This is a genomic window from Clostridium sp. Marseille-P3244 (genome assembly GCF_900120155.1).
Lineage (GTDB): Bacteria > Bacillota > Clostridia > Lachnospirales > Lachnospiraceae > Mediterraneibacter.
Genome location: NZ_LT635549.1, coordinates 34,600 through 49,343, shown reverse-complemented (window position 1 = coordinate 49,343; position 14,744 = coordinate 34,600). Strand labels below are relative to the sequence as shown.

The following is a 14,744-nucleotide window of genomic DNA, read 5'->3' as shown; positions in this document are numbered from 1 at the left end:
ATGGCAAAACTTAATAAAAAAGATATTCGGAAATGTTATGTCAACTGGCTTACCTTTGCACTTGGATGCCAGAACATGGAACGTATGATGGCCCCGGCTTTTGTAAGGATGATGGGACTGGTGGCCGGCAAACTGTACGATGATCCGGAAGAGCAGAAGGCACTGATGGAGAGACATACACAGTTTTTCAATACGGAGGAGGCGATGGGCGCCATTGTTCCCGGTATTGTTCTGGGTATGGAAGAAAAGCGGGCTGAAGGCGAGGACATTCCTGACGAACTGATCCAGAGCACAAAGACCGCGCTGATGGGACCTTTTGCAGGGATGGGAGATTCCCTTATCGGAGGAACGCTGCGTCCGATCCTTCTCTCCATTGCGATGGGGCTGTCGGCGACCAGCGGAAGCATCTCGGGACCGATCTTCTATATGGTCGCGTGGCTCGGAATCATTATTCCCGTAACATGGCTTTTGTTTTCCAGAGGATATAAACTCGGGATCAACGCAACAGAGTTCCTCTTTGCAGGTGGAAGGAAAGACGCGATCACCCGTGCCGCTAATGTAGTCGGCCTGATCGTGGTGGGGGCCATTTCCGCCCAATATGTCAGTGCTCCTTCAGGTCTTGTGTATACGACCTCTGACGTAGAATACTCACTGCAGAGCATCCTGGACAGCATCATGCCCGGACTGCTTCCGCTGGCCCTGACATTGCTGGCTTGGTACCTTCTGGATAAAAAGAACTGGAAGATTACGAGAGTATTTATCGTATTTATCATAATTGCTATCATAACGGGACTGACAAAAATCATTGTCGTGGCAAGTTAAAATCTCCGTTATGTAACAAAACACAGAAATCCCCCTTTTCGCATATATTTTACTGTGTGCGGTGAAAGGGGGATTTTTATGGAGATCACAGATTATATCAAGCCGGAACTGATCGTGGTTGCTCTGGCGCTTTATTTTCTTGATATGGCATTGCGGAAAAGTTCTGTGATACAGGAGAAATATATTCTGTTTATTACAGGCCTGGCCGGAATCCTGATCTGTTCACTTTATGTGTTTGCCACCTGCGAATGCGGCGGTCCCAGAGACGTGGCAATGGCTGCGTTTACGGCGGTTACGCAGGGAATTGTTGTGGCCGGAGTGAGCACCTATGTAAAACAGATCATCGGGCAGATCGGAAAGAAATCGTAAGAAAAAATCGTGGAATATTTGTCAATGTGTCACTTTAAAATCTTCACACTTTAAAGTATTGAAGAGTTTTTCCCTCTGTGTTATACTGTATCTGCATTTGGTACTTGAAAAACAGGAGAAATATTTTTCCGGTTCAGGAGGCTGGTTCACAATGGAAAGAAGGATCACAGGACATACACAACTCTACGGACTTATCGGATCACCGGTGGGACATTCAGGATCACCGGCGATGTACAATTACAGCTTTGAAAAGCTGGGGATAGACGCGGCTTATCTGGCCTTTGATGTGCCGCTTGAGAAGACGGAGGATGCCGTCCGCGCGCTCCGCACACTTCACGCGGGCGGCTTTAATGTAACGATGCCGGATAAAACAGCGGTGGCCCGTCTTGTGGACAGGCTGTCTCCTGCGGCAGAACTGGTGGGAGCCTGCAATACTGTGGTGTTTGAATCTGACGGGACGATGACCGGGCATATCACGGACGGCACCGGATTTGTCCGCAATCTGCAGGAACACGGCATTGAGGTATCCGGAAGAAAGATCGTGCTGATCGGGACCGGAGGAGCAGCCACGGCTATCGCAGTTCAGACAGCTCTGGATAAAGCTGCCGAGATCGCTGTCTTCAACCGAAAGGATGAGTTTTATGCAAACGGTCAGCGGACGGTAGAGAAAATAAAGAAAGCGGTTCCAGAGATCGGAAATGTATATATTGAGGACCTGGATGACCGGGAGGCGCTGGAAAAGGCCATCGCAGAAAGTGATATCCTGGTCAATGCGACACGTGCCGGGATGAGTCCGCTGGAGGATGTGATGCCGGTGCCGGCAGAATTTCTGCATAAAGATCTGGCAGTGGCGGATGTTGTCTATAATCCCAGAGAGACTCTGCTGTTGAAAAAGGCGAAAGAGGCAGGGTGCCGCGCAGCGGTAGGCGGCATCGGAATGCTTCTGTGGCAGGGTGCTGCTGCATTTGAACTGTTTACAGGACAGAAGATGCCTGCACAGGAAGTGATGGAGAAGTTTTTTGAGTAATTGTGAAAAAACTGTGAACGGGGACAGGCACTTTTTAAAAAGTGCCTGTCCCCATTTCTCAAAATTATCAGACAATTCATCCAAAGGAGACCGTACATGAAACGCAGTTCAACAAATAATCTACTTCTGCTTCTGACCGCGTTTATCTGGGGAAGTGCATTTGTCGCGCAGAGTGTGGGCATGGACTATTTAGGGCCATTCACTTTCAATTCGATCCGAAGTATTATGGGCGGCATTACTTTGCTGCCGGTGATATTTATCCGAAAAAGAAAAGCAGACACAAAGGGAGAAGACAGACATACGGGAGACAGGAAGACCTTGATCATTGGAGGATTGTGCTGTGGCATAGCACTCGCCGCAGCCAGTTCTCTCCAACAAATCGGTATTATGTACACCACAGCGGGCAAGGCCGGATTTATCACGGCGCTGTATATCCTGATCGTTCCGATCCTGGGTCTGTTCCTTGGGAAAAGAGCCGGGATCCGGGTATGGTTCGGAGTGGCGCTTGCCGTGGCAGGCATGTATTTTCTCTGTATCACAGATGGATTATCCATATCCCGGGGAGATCTTCTTGTATTTTTATGTGCAATCGTATTTTCTGTTCATATCCTTGTTATTGACTATTTCGCCCCGAAGGTGGACGGAGTCTGTCTTTCCTGTATTCAGTTTTTTGTCAGCGGGATTTTGTGCGGAATTCCTATGTTCGTAAGTGAACAGCCAATGAACAGCCAAGTCACAGCGGCATGGATGCCGCTCATCTATGCGGGAGTCCTGTCCTCCGGGGTAGCCTATACCCTTCAGATCATCGCGCAAAAAAACACAGATCCCACAGTGGCCTGCCTGCTGCTCAGCCTGGAGTCTGTATTTTCCGCGCTGACCGGCTGGGTCATCCTGGGGGAACAGATGTCAGGCAGAGAACTGTTTGGATGTGCCCTTATGTTTACCGCAGTGATCCTGGCGCAGATCCCGGGTAAGAAAAAAGTGGTACAAAAATGCAGCCCTGAAATTAGAGCTGCAGACAAATAAAATTCGTATGATGATTCTATCTCATAAACAGGTCGATTACGTGCAGGATGCCGTCCTCGTCGTTGGAGCGTGTGATGAAATCAGCGGTCTCTTTCAGAACCGGCTGGGCGTTCTCCATTGCCACTCCAAGGCCGGCATATTCGATCATGGACAGATCATTATAACCGTCTCCGCAGCAGATCATTTCATCTGCCGTAAGGCCGATGCTGTTCAGAAGCTTTTGGAGAGACTGGGCCTTGTCCACGTTGCGGGGCATGATCTCGAGAAAAAACGGTTCCGACAGATAGATATTCAGGAGTCCGTGATAGGTTTCCCGTAAAGGATCGATGAGGCCCGAAACAATCTGGGGATCGCCCGAGATCAGAAGTTTGTTTACTGGGAAATTAAAAAATTCGGGGAAATTTTCCACCTGAATGATTTCCATACTGTTGATCCCGGATTCAATCTCTACATACTGATTGGGTCTGATCCCGGAGATGATCTTGGTATCTGTATATGAAATGATATCCAGCCCGGGGAAAGTCCTGACATATTCCCAGACCGGCCGGATGACCTCCGGTGGGAGAGTGCGGTTATAAATGATTTCTCCGGTGGAACATTTCGTAATGCGGGCTCCGTTAAAAGAAAGAGTATAGCCGCCGAAACGGGCCATCTGCAGCTCTTCCGCCAGTGGGGCCACGCCGTTGATCGGGCGTCCGCTGGCCAGAACGACGGTCTTTCCGTTTTTCTGTATGTCAAGAAGCGCCTCCCTGGTAGGGGCTGTGATCTCTTTTCTGGAATTGGTGAGCGTACCATCCAGGTCAAGTGCGAGAACCTGATATTTCATAAATGTAGTTCCTCCAAACAGTATATCATTGCAGTCTCTTGACAAGCTCAGAAAATTCCATCATATGTGATGCTTTTATAAGAACAGTGTCATTCGGTTCAAGAATGGTTTCAGCTTCCTCCAGAAAGTCTTCTTTCCCGTCATAAATATGGATTTCCATCGGGAAATTCTTTTCTCCGGCTGATTCCTGAGCTCCATGGGCAATTTCTGAGGCGAGGGGGCCGATACAGACTAGAACGTCGATCCCCGCATCTACAGCGTGAACGCCCACACTGCGATGCATCTTGGCCGAATCGGTCCCCAGTTCCCCCATATCGCCAAGGATGGCAACCGTTCTGGTGTCCGCGCAGGACAGTACATCAAGGGAGGCTTTCATAGAAACAGGGTTGGCGTTGTAGCAGTCGTCTATGATTGTATAACGTTCTGTTTCGATCAGATTGTTGCGTCCGGAGATGGGCAGATTGGCCTCGATACCGGCGGCAATTTCAGCATCTGTCATATGAAGAGAATATCCGACGGCAATTGCGGCAAGAGCATTGTACACCATGTGGCTTCCGGGAATATGGATATGAGCCCGGAACCGGGAAACCGGCGTGACAAATTCAGCATCGGTTCCTTTCAGGCCCTGGCTTACAATGTGTTCCGCATGGAATGGACAGGATCCATCCAGACCAAAATAGACGGGAGATATGCCGTTGGACGGGATAAATCCGCGAAGTTTATCGTCATCTCCATTCAGGATGACAGCGCCGTTCGGATCCATATAGTCAAACATCTCCGTCTTGGCCTTCAGGATCCCGTCTCTGGAGCCAAGATTTTCCAGGTGAGCCGCACCGATATTGGTGATCACACAGATATCGGGACGGGCGATTTTTGCCAGCCGGGACATTTCCCCAAAATCACTGATCCCCATTTCCAGGACAGCAATCTGGTGCTCTTCCCGTATACGGAACACTGTGAGGGGAAGCCCGATCTCATTGTTGAAATTACCCTCGGTCTTAAGGACATTGTATTTCCTGCCGAGTACAGAAGCAATCATCTCCTTTGTGCTGGTCTTTCCCACACTTCCGGAAATGCCCACCACCTTGATATCCATTGAGCGGCGGTAGTGTTCTGCGATATCTTTTAATGCCTGCTGGCAGGAATCCACTTTGATGTACGGATAAGGAACCTCGCCCAGGTCCTGCTCCGACACGGCGCACAGCGCACCGTTTTCCATCACCTGGGGAATAAAACTGTGGCCGTCCACACGGGCTCCCCGAATGGCTATGAACAGGCTTCCTTTCTCTGCCTTTCGGCTGTCAATGACAACACTGCTGACCTGCCGGGCCGTCAGTGAGCTGCTGCCGCAGTATGTACCGCCGCAGGCGGTGGTGATCTCCTGTAAAGACATATGTTTCATAAAAACAGTCCTTTCTGATATCCGGATTTACGCTGCCTGTATGATTGCCATAAAGTCGTCAAAGGCTGTATCTTGCCCGGAGAGACTCCTGGATAATGCGCTCACACAGATCTCCGTATTCAATTCCTGCTGCCTGGGCTTCCTTTGGAAGGAGGCTGGCAGCCGTCATGCCGGGCAGAGTGTTCATTTCAAGGCAGTACAGATTCCCTTTTTCATCCAGCAGAAAATCTGCGCGGCTGTATACATTGAGCTTCAGCGCCCGGAATGCCCTGACTGTGAGGTCCTTCATGCGGGAAGCAGTTTCTTCCGGGATATCGGCAGGACAAACTTCCTGGGTGGCATCAGCCTGATATTTGTTTGCGTAGTCAAAAAATCCTGATCTGGGAATGATCTCGATGGGCGGCAGAGCCTCTCCGCCAACAATCCCGCAGGCGAATTCCCTCCCTTTGATGTATTCCTCGATAATAACTTCATCTTCATAGCGGAAAGATTTCTCCAGTGATTCCCGGTATTCTTCTTCTGTGTGGGCAATGTAAACGCCAATGCTGGACCCTCCGGAACAGGGTTTTACCACTACGGGAAGCGACAGCCCTGCCGATGAAAGAGAACGGTCAGGCGCGTTTTTGTGCAGACAGATCCCTCTGGGAGTGTCGATGCCGGCCTGCAGGAAGACCTGCTTGGTAAATCCTTTATCCATTGCCACCGCGCAGCCAAGAGAGTCAGGTCCTGTGTAACGGATGCCCAGAAGATCAAAAGCTGCCTGCAGTTTGCCATTTTCCCCTTCTCCGCCGTGCAGACCGAGAAAAGTAATGTCTGCCAGGCGGCACAGTTCAATAACATTGGGACCGAAAAAACAGGGGGACTGATCCGGGCGGGAGGCTTTTACCTTCTCCAGATCCGGCTCTTCTGTGCTGATATTCCCGGCAATCTCCAGACCATGGCCCGGGAGCGCGAACACGTCCTCAAGGTTGTCAGGCGCATGTTCCAGACCCAGGAATACATCCAGCAGAAAAGCGTCATGTCCTTTCTCTGTCAGTGTCCTGCATATTCCCGCGGCGGAGACAAGGGAGACATCTCGCTCTGTGCTCAGGCCCCCGGCCAGTACAATGATCCTCATAATGATCGATACTCCTTTCCTTTGTCCGGAATATTTACGCTGTCAAGAAGAGCAGCTTTTGTATCGTAAAGTTTTCTGGACAGATCCACGTAAACTTTGTGGGGATTGAAGAGTCGTTTCGTCTCATCCCACAGAGTGTCCTTTTCCTGTCTGCAGAATTCAGCGATTTCTTTGACAGAAGGTGACGTATATTTGCACTCCCCGTGAATAAAGACCGGTTTCAGCAGTTCTTTCATTGTGTAGGTGCCGCCTTCCAGACGTGTTTTCTTCCATGTAGCATTGGGATCAAACAAGAGAAGATCCTGAGAGGGATCGTATTTTTCATCTGCAAAACAGATCAGGTCCGCGCGCATTTTCCCTGTTTCTTTGTCATAGATCCTGTAGATGGTTTTATTGCCCGGATTTGTGATCTTCTCGGTATTCTCGGAAATTTTGATCTTTGGAACAAACTCACCCTTTTCGTTCTGGATCGCGGCCAGCTTATATACTCCTCCGAAGGAAGGACAGTCTTTGGAAGTGATCAGATTCGTCCCTACTCCCCAGGAAGTAATGGCTGCGCCCTGAATCTTCAGATCATTGATCAGAAATTCATCCAGATCATTGGAAGCAGCGATGACGGCGTCGGTAAATCCTGCCTCATCCAGCATTTTTCTTGCTTTTTTTGAAAGGTAGGCAAGGTCTCCGGAATCCAGACGGATGCCGTAGCTCTTTGGATGGATGCCGGCTTCGCGCATCTCACGGAAGACCCGGATGGCGTTGGGGACACCGGATTTCAGCGTATCGTATGTGTCTACAAGAAGAGTGCAGGCGTCGGGATACAGGCGCGCGTATTCTTTGAATGCGGTGTACTCGTCTTTAAAGCTCATGATCCAGCTGTGGGCATGGGTACCCAGAACCGGAACATCGAACATTTCACCGGCCAATACGTTGGATGTTCCCACACAGCCCCCGATCATTGCGGCTCTGGCACCGTATAACCCTGCGTCCGGACCCTGCGCGCGGCGGAGTCCAAATTCCATAACTCCGTTCCCCTGAGCGGCATGGACCACCCGGGATGCTTTGGTGGCGATCAGACACTGATGATTGATGATATTTAAAATAGCTGTCTCGACGAGCTGCGCTTCCATGATCGGCGCAATGACTTTTACTAAGGGCTCTCTTGGGAAGACAACGCTGCCTTCCGGAATCGCGTAAATATCTCCGCTGAAATGAAAACCACTTAGATAATGAAGAAACTCTTCGCTGAAGAGTCCGAGACCACGCAGATAATCTACGTCTTCGTAAGAAAAGTTCAGATTTTTAATATATTCTATGACTTGTTCCAGTCCTGCCATGACTGAATATCCGCCTTTATTTGGATTTTCGCGGAAGAACATATCGAAAATGACAGTCTCATTTTCCTGGGTTTCAAAATAGCCCTGCATCATGGTCAGTTCATAAAGATCAGTCAGCAGAGTAAGATTCTGTGCACTCATCGCATTTTCCCTCTTTTCATTTGCCTGAAGCGCCGGAAGGCCGGCACGGTTTGTGTGATTTTCTTTTCGATTATAGCACAAGTCAGGCAAAAGTAAAAGAAAATGACTCTATACAAGTTCTGCGTTTTTGTAGATGGTTTCTTTTATTATATTTTCCACATAATCTCCAATATGCTTTTTCGTCTCTTTATCCAGCTGATCAGGGTAGATCGGCTTTCCATACTCGATAACGACATGAGTCTTTCTGACTCTTGGAATATGATTCTCAAAGATCTCCGCCGTATTATTCATGGATATGGGAATGATCGGACAGCCGGTCTTCGTAGAGATTTTGAAAGCCCCGTCTTTAAATGGAAGCAGACTGAGCTCCTCACCGTCATTGCGGGTCCCCTCCGGAAATACACAGACTGAAATCCCGCGTTTGATATAGTCAATAGCTGTGAGAATTGTTTTTAGCCCCTGTTTCGGATCCTGACGGTCGAGGAAGAGACAGTATACACGTTTCATCCAAAGTGTCAGGGTCAGATATCGCAGCATTTCTTTTTTCGCGATATAGCCTGTCAGCCGGTTACATCTGCTGTAGGTCAGGATAATGTCAAAATAGCTGCGATGATTTCCGACGAACAGTACCGGTTCATCGGGTATATTTTCTTCCCCGATCACGGTCGCGTTCACTCCGGCCAGTGCCAGAATGACTTTGAAGCCCCACTGGACGATGCGAAGAGAGCTGATGTCCCGCGCGTGGGGACTGAATTTCCCAATGAGCCATTCTATAAGCAGTACAGGGATTGTCAGGATGAGATATAAGATAAGAAAGATTACAATAATTATAAACCGTATCATATGGTGCCCTCGTTTTCTCTGTTTAGTAATTATTGTAAATTATACAGCGGGAATCAAGAAAAAACAAGCACGAACCAAGAGGTATAAGACTCTCCGGTGTCGGGAATATTGCGCAGAAAAAATACATATGATTATAGGGAAAATATGCTGCAGGAACAGGGGAATGGCAAGAACATGGAATACGGCCGCGCCCGGCAGGCCTGCGAAGGGCAGACGGCATATAGCGTCCCTGATCCTTTGCGTGGCGGCACTGATCTGTACTGCATCAGGATGTATCACACGCCGGCAGAAAACCGAGAAGATCAGGGAGATTGAATTTACCGTGACAGATAAGGAGATGGTGCCCGCGGAGTTTAAAACGGTGATCGAGGAGAAAAAAGCCGAGCCCTTCAAACTGACTTATGCAGATCAGGGGATATTGTATATTGCAGAAGGGTATGGGACTCAGCCTACGACAGGGTACAGTGTGGAAGTAGAAGAATTGTATGAGACAGAGGATGCGGTCCATATCCACACAAACCTGATGGGGCCGGAAAAAGGAGAGGAGACAAAAGAAATCGCCACATTTCCCTATGTGGTGGTACAGCTTGATGATATAAAAAAAGATGTTTTATTTGATTGAGGAGGAAAGAGATGGAGCTGATCAGAAAACCGATCCATTATACACAGGAAGGAAAGAGTATCTTTGACCAGTTTTACCTGGACGAAGACTATAATGTGCCGGAGAAGAAAGAGGATGTACGCAGAATAATCCAGGGGACGGCTGAGCTGCGGACAGAGGATATCCGCCCGGTCGAAAACTATATTAAAGTTACAGGCAAAGTGTTTTTCCGTATTCTCTATATTACAGATTCCGCAGAACCCGGTCCTGCCGTACTGGAGGGCAAGCTTCCTTTTGAGGAGATGGTCTATGCGGAAAGCGACGGGCAGGAGACATTTTTTCTGAGAAATGTCAGGACAGAATTTACAGTGACAGTTGTCCATTCCAGAAAGCTGAGCCTGAGGGTGATGGCCGAGATGGAACTGGGAAGGGAAAGCCTGCGGGACGAGGAGATGACGGTGGATGTGGAAAGTGACATACCTGTTTACCGGAAAATGCAGAAAATGAATCTGTTGAAGCTGGCAGTTTCAAAGAAAGATACATACCGGATCAAGGAAGAGATCACCTTGCCCGGAACAAAAGAGAGTATCGGGGAGATCCTGTTGACGGATATCGACAGTCGGAAACTGGACATACGGATGGGGGAGGATGAAGTGCTGCTCCGCGGAGAACTGCTCGTGTTCTGTATGTATGTTTCCGGAGAGGGGAAGGCAGACTGGATCGAGCAGAGCGTTCCCTACGAAGGGCGCATTCCATGTGAGGGTGCCTCTGAGGGAATGTATCATCATATCCAGCATTCCGTTGAGGACACTCTGGTAGATATCCGGCTGGATGAAGACGGAGAGGCCAGGATCCTTGGAATCGAGGCTACCATAGCTCTGCGCATGAATCTTTATGAAGAAGAGGAAACAGAGATCCTGAAGGATATGTATTCCCTTGAACAACAGTGTGTATTTGAAACGCGGGACGCAGTGTACGAAGAGCTGCTGATGCAGAACCAATCCAGATGCAAGATGTCGGAACGTCTGGCGCTTCCGGAACTGAAAGAAGATGTGCTCCAGATCATACACAGCCAGGGGAGCATCCAGGTAGAGAGCAAACAGCACACAGAAGAAGGGATAAGAGTAGAAGGTATACTCCATCTTACTTTCCTCTATCTCCGTGGAGATGATGCAGAACCTTATGGAAGCTGGCAGGGGATCGTGCCCTTCTCCTATCTTATCGAGTATCCGGAGCTGCCCCAAAACGCGGAGAGCAGTCTGGCCTATCATGTCGAACAGCTTGCTGTGACACTGGCGGGAAGCGAGGCCGTAGAGATCAAGGCTGTCCTTGCGTTTGATATTTTCCTGCGGAAAATAGTGCCGGTCGAGATGATCACGGAAGTAAGAATAGAACCTCTGGATATGGAAACACTGGCCGGGCGGCCGGGAATCGTGGGACATATCGTACAGGAAGGAGAAGATATCTGGGGGCTGGCAAAGAAATATATGACGACCATAGAGGGGATAATGGAAGTGAACGGGCTTGAGAGCCAGAATATAACACCGGGAGATAAATTGTTGATTTTTAAAGAAAATGTGAGTATACTATAAGCATAATGTATACAGAATACAAATTTGAGCAATGGGGCCGTGTACCTTTTAAAAGGGGTCAGGCACCTTTTGCCTATGTATTCAGAATTTTCAGATTATTTTATGGAGGACAGAGGATGAATCAGATTGAACTAAGGGCACTGGCAAAGATCAATCTGGGACTGGATGTACTTGGAAAAAGAGAAAATGGCTATCATGACGTGCGTATGGTCATGCAGTCCGTTTATCTGTATGATGAGGTAAAGATTGAAAAGTCAGAAACACCTGGCATTGCTGTGGAGACAAATTTAAAATTTCTTCCCGTGGGAAAAGGGAATATTGCATATAAGGCGGCTCAGATGCTGAAAGAGGAGTTTCAGATCGAGAGCGGGATAAAGATCATGCTGAACAAACATATACCAGTAGCTGCGGGTCTCGCGGGTGGAAGTTCCAACGCGGCAGCAGTTATGTTCGGGTTGAACCGGATGTTTCATCTGGGACTGAGCCGGAAGGAGCTGATGGAGAGAGGTGTTAAGCTGGGAGCGGATGTTCCCTACTGCATTATGAGAGGGACAGTACTGGCAGAGGGGATCGGAGAAGAACTGTCGGAGCTTCCGCCAATGCCAAAATGTACTGTACTTATTGCCAAACCGCCGGTGAGTGTGTCGACAAAAACGGTTTATGAGGCTCTGGATGCGAAAAAAATCTTAAAACATCCGGACATAGACGGTATTATAAGAGGACTGGAAAACGGAAATCTGGAGCAGACAGCGGCTGCAATGGGAAATGTTCTTGAAGAAGTGACCGTGCCAATGCATCCGGTGATCGATAAGATCAAGCAGGAAATGAAAAAAGCGGGAGCGCTGAACGCAATGATGAGCGGAAGCGGCCCCACAGTATTCGGCCTGTTTACCAGCAAGGCAGACGCAAGAGAGGCACAGAGACAGATCAGAGAAAAGTCATTAGCCAGACAGGTCTATGTGACAAGTATACACAGTGTGAGGAGGAATCAGAATGTCGATTGATTTTGAAGTTACAATGAATGAGTATCTTCCATTAAGAGATGTAGTGTTTAATACGCTGCGCCGGGCCATTCTGAGGGGAGAGCTGAAACCAGGTGAGCGGCTGATGGAGATCCAGCTGGCCAATAAACTGGGGGTGAGCCGTACTCCTATACGGGAAGCGATCCGAAAGCTTGAGCTGGAAGGGCTGGTGCTCATGATACCAAGAAAAGGCGCGGAGGTAGCTGAGATTACTGAGAAGAATCTAAGGGATGTACTGGAAGTGCGCTGCGCGCTTGAGGAACTGGCAGTACAGCTTGCCTGCGACCGGATCGATAAAAAAGAGTTAAAGGAGCTGCACTCGGCAGCAGATCATTTTCGGGATATTCTGGACAGTGATGATATTACTCAGATCGCTCAGGCAGATGAAGCCTTTCATGATGTGATATTTACGTCAACAAACAATGGAAGACTGATCCAGCTGCTGAATAATCTCAGAGAGCAGATGTATCGTTACCGGATTGAATATTTAAAGAAAAAGGAATGTTATCCACAGTTGCTGGCAGAACATCAGGCGATCATTCAGGCGATCGAAGGTCACGATAAGGATAAGGCCACGGAAATTACCGGACAGCATATTAATAATCAGGTAGATACAGTAGTAGGTACGTTGCGGCATCGAGACGAGACGTGAGAATTTTCAGATAACTTTGCAAATCGGGGCCAGGCCCCTTTTAAAAGGGGCCTGACCCCGATGAAGAATATTTCCAGAATTTTCTGTCCATACTCCATATATCAGTAAAAATATGGAGGGTATACATATGTATAGGACATATATTGAGAAAATTCAAAGAAATGCGATAAAAATTATATTTTTCCTGACTGTATTAATTTCAGGGATATTTACGGGAATTGTCTATCACGTGACGGAGGCTGCGGCCCAGGCAGATATGCAGTCGCATCTGGCTGAGGGGGTCTTGAGATTCCATGTGCTTGCCAACAGCGACAGTGATGAGGATCAGGCCTTAAAGCTTAAGGTGCGTGATGCAATCCTGGGATATATGGAAGAAAATATGCCGGAAGCAGAGGACGCGTCTGGCGCTGCCCGGTGGATACGAACTCATATTGATGAGATCGAGGCGGTGGGAAGAAAAACAGTAGCAGACGAGGGAGCGGACTATACAGTCAGCGCGGCGGTCACGACCTGCTGGTTCCCGGACAGGACCTATGGGGATCTGACATTCCCCGCGGGGAACTATAAAGCGCTCCGGGTTGAGATCGGAGAAGCAAAAGGACATAACTGGTGGTGTGTGCTGTATCCAAGCCTGTGTTTTCTTGACACAACGAACGCTGTGGTTCCGGAAGAAGGGAAAAAGAAGCTTAAGAATATATTGACGGAAGAGGAATATTCCAGCATAACGGCCACATCAGATTTTAAGATAAGCTGGTATTTCTGGAAAGGAAAGTAATATGACAGAATTTTTAGTGAAACACTTTGTCAAAGACTACAGAGACGTGGAGAAGATATCCGTGAGGACAGCATACGGGGTGCTTGCCAGCATTGTGGGTATCTTCTGCAATGTCTTTTTATTTATAGTAAAGTTTGTGGTAGGTTTGTTCCTGCACAGTGTGTCGGTTACGGCGGACGCATTCAATAATCTGTCCGATGCAGGGTCATCTATTATCAGTTTTGTGGGGGTGAAGATGGCAGAAAAGCCTGCAGACAAGGATCATCCTTTCGGCCACGGAAGGATCGAGTACATAGCGGCTCTGGTCGTCTCCTTCCTTGTACTGGAGGTGGGATTCAGTTTTCTGAAAGATTCCATCGGGAAAATACGAACTCCGGAGGAACTGAACTTCCAGGTGGTGTCCGTTCTTATCCTGCTGGTGTCTATCGGGGTAAAATTGTGGCTCGGACTGTTTAACAGAAAACTGGGAGAAAAGATTGATTCCAAGGTGATGAAGGCGGTGTTCACGGATTCTATGGGAGATGTGATTACCACAGGCGCTACGGTCCTGTCCCTTATCTTTTTTGCGGTGACCGGGATCAATATTGACGGGTTCGTGGGCGTGGGCGTGGCCCTGGTGGTTATGTGGGCCGGCGTGGGGATTGCCAGGGATACGCTGGAACCCCTGATCGGCCAGGCCATCGATCCGGAAATCTACGGACAGATCAAACAGTTTGTCGAGGGATATGAAGGGATCGAGGGCACTCATGATCTGATCGTACATAACTATGGACCCGGCAGGAGTATGGCCTCTATCCATGCGGAAGTGCCGAACGACGCGGATATTGAAGAATCTCACGAAATTATTGACAGGATCGAGCGGGAGGCGGCGAAGGAGCTGGGGATCTTCCTTGTGATCCATATGGATCCTGTGGAAATGAAGGATGAGCGGGTACTGAAGGTAAGAGATCAGGTCGTAAATATCCTAAGAGAATTAGATCCGGCGTGCAGCATCCACGATTTCCGGCTTGTCCATGGAGAACATCAGACCAATCTTATTTTTGACATGGTGATCCCTATCGATTACGATGAAAAGACACGCAGTGATCTTCCGCTGCGTCTGTCGCAGAAGATCAAGGAACTGGATACCAGGTATGAATGCGTGATAACCGTAGAATATGACTATGTGGCCAAGACAGAGGAGTGAGAAAATGGA

15 protein-coding genes are annotated in these 14,744 nt (G+C 48.6%); 10 read left to right on the top strand and 5 right to left on the bottom strand.

Annotated features, from left to right (window positions below):
• The 4 genes from BQ7367_RS02005 (at position 1) to BQ7367_RS01990 (ending at position 3,244) form a co-directional block, all read left to right on the top strand.
• Positions 1 to 822 carry a PTS system mannose/fructose/sorbose family transporter subunit IID gene (locus tag BQ7367_RS02005; protein WP_072523971.1) on the top strand — a complete coding sequence of 274 codons (822 nt, stop codon included), beginning with the start codon at positions 1 to 3 and terminating at the stop codon, positions 820 to 822.
• A 78-nt stretch (positions 823 to 900) separates the two neighbouring features.
• Positions 901 to 1,191 (top strand): phage holin family protein, encoded by a 291-nt coding sequence (locus BQ7367_RS02000; protein ID WP_072523970.1) that lies wholly within the window; start codon positions 901 to 903, stop codon positions 1,189 to 1,191.
• 151 nt (positions 1,192 to 1,342) lie between these two features.
• Positions 1,343 to 2,218: a shikimate dehydrogenase gene (gene aroE, locus BQ7367_RS01995; RefSeq protein WP_072523969.1), complete on the top strand. Its 876-nt coding sequence runs from the start codon at positions 1,343 to 1,345 to the stop codon at positions 2,216 to 2,218.
• Positions 2,219 to 2,314: 96 nt separating this feature from the next.
• A complete protein-coding gene (locus BQ7367_RS01990; RefSeq protein WP_072523968.1) occupies positions 2,315 to 3,244 on the top strand; it encodes a DMT family transporter in 930 nt (309 codons plus the stop codon).
• A 16-nt stretch (positions 3,245 to 3,260) separates the two neighbouring features.
• On the opposite strand, the gene BQ7367_RS01985 is transcribed toward BQ7367_RS01990, so the two are convergent.
• From BQ7367_RS01985 to BQ7367_RS01965, 5 genes are all read right to left on the bottom strand, one after another.
• Positions 3,261 to 4,070: a Cof-type HAD-IIB family hydrolase gene (locus tag BQ7367_RS01985; RefSeq protein WP_072523967.1), complete on the bottom strand. Its 810-nt coding sequence runs from the start codon at positions 4,068 to 4,070 to the stop codon at positions 3,261 to 3,263.
• Between the two features lie 25 nt (positions 4,071 to 4,095).
• Positions 4,096 to 5,472, bottom strand: coding sequence for a UDP-N-acetylmuramoyl-tripeptide--D-alanyl-D-alanine ligase (locus BQ7367_RS01980; protein WP_072523966.1), 1,377 nt, complete (start codon positions 5,470 to 5,472; stop codon positions 4,096 to 4,098).
• Between the two features lie 58 nt (positions 5,473 to 5,530).
• Complete coding sequence (locus BQ7367_RS01975; RefSeq protein WP_072523965.1) at positions 5,531 to 6,589, bottom strand: D-alanine--D-alanine ligase family protein; 1,059 nt, start codon at positions 6,587 to 6,589, stop codon at positions 5,531 to 5,533.
• The gene (locus BQ7367_RS01970) at positions 6,586 to 8,064 is read right to left on the bottom strand and encodes a nicotinate phosphoribosyltransferase (RefSeq protein ID WP_072523964.1); all 1,479 of its coding nucleotides are present in this window, start codon (positions 8,062 to 8,064) and stop codon (positions 6,586 to 6,588) included. The genes BQ7367_RS01975 and BQ7367_RS01970 overlap by 4 nt, the downstream gene beginning before the upstream one ends.
• Before the next feature lie 108 nt (positions 8,065 to 8,172).
• Entirely contained in the window at positions 8,173 to 8,907 is a 735-nt protein-coding gene (locus BQ7367_RS01965) for a lysophospholipid acyltransferase family protein (protein ID WP_072523963.1), read from the bottom strand.
• 163 nt (positions 8,908 to 9,070) lie between these two features.
• Here BQ7367_RS01965 and BQ7367_RS01960 point away from each other — a divergent pair, with 163 nt between their 5' ends.
• From BQ7367_RS01960 to BQ7367_RS01935, 6 genes are all read left to right on the top strand, one after another.
• A complete protein-coding gene (locus tag BQ7367_RS01960) occupies positions 9,071 to 9,529 on the top strand; it encodes a protease complex subunit PrcB family protein (RefSeq protein WP_072523962.1) in 459 nt (152 codons plus the stop codon).
• Positions 9,530 to 9,540: 11 nt separating this feature from the next.
• Positions 9,541 to 11,100, top strand: a complete 1,560-nt coding sequence (locus tag BQ7367_RS01955; RefSeq protein ID WP_072523961.1) for a DUF3794 and LysM peptidoglycan-binding domain-containing protein — start codon at positions 9,541 to 9,543, stop codon at positions 11,098 to 11,100.
• A gap of 116 nt (positions 11,101 to 11,216) precedes the next feature.
• Positions 11,217 to 12,104: a 4-(cytidine 5'-diphospho)-2-C-methyl-D-erythritol kinase gene (gene ispE, locus BQ7367_RS01950; protein WP_072523960.1), complete on the top strand. Its 888-nt coding sequence runs from the start codon at positions 11,217 to 11,219 to the stop codon at positions 12,102 to 12,104.
• Positions 12,094 to 12,774 (top strand): GntR family transcriptional regulator, encoded by a 681-nt coding sequence (locus tag BQ7367_RS01945; RefSeq protein WP_072523959.1) that lies wholly within the window; start codon positions 12,094 to 12,096, stop codon positions 12,772 to 12,774. The genes ispE and BQ7367_RS01945 overlap by 11 nt, the downstream gene beginning before the upstream one ends.
• Before the next feature lie 127 nt (positions 12,775 to 12,901).
• Complete coding sequence (spoIIR, locus tag BQ7367_RS01940) at positions 12,902 to 13,549, top strand: stage II sporulation protein R (RefSeq protein WP_235837521.1); 648 nt, start codon at positions 12,902 to 12,904, stop codon at positions 13,547 to 13,549.
• Position 13,550: 1 nt separating this feature from the next.
• Positions 13,551 to 14,735, top strand: coding sequence for a cation diffusion facilitator family transporter (locus tag BQ7367_RS01935; protein WP_072523957.1), 1,185 nt, complete (start codon positions 13,551 to 13,553; stop codon positions 14,733 to 14,735).
• The last annotated feature ends 9 nt before the right edge of the window (positions 14,736 to 14,744 follow it).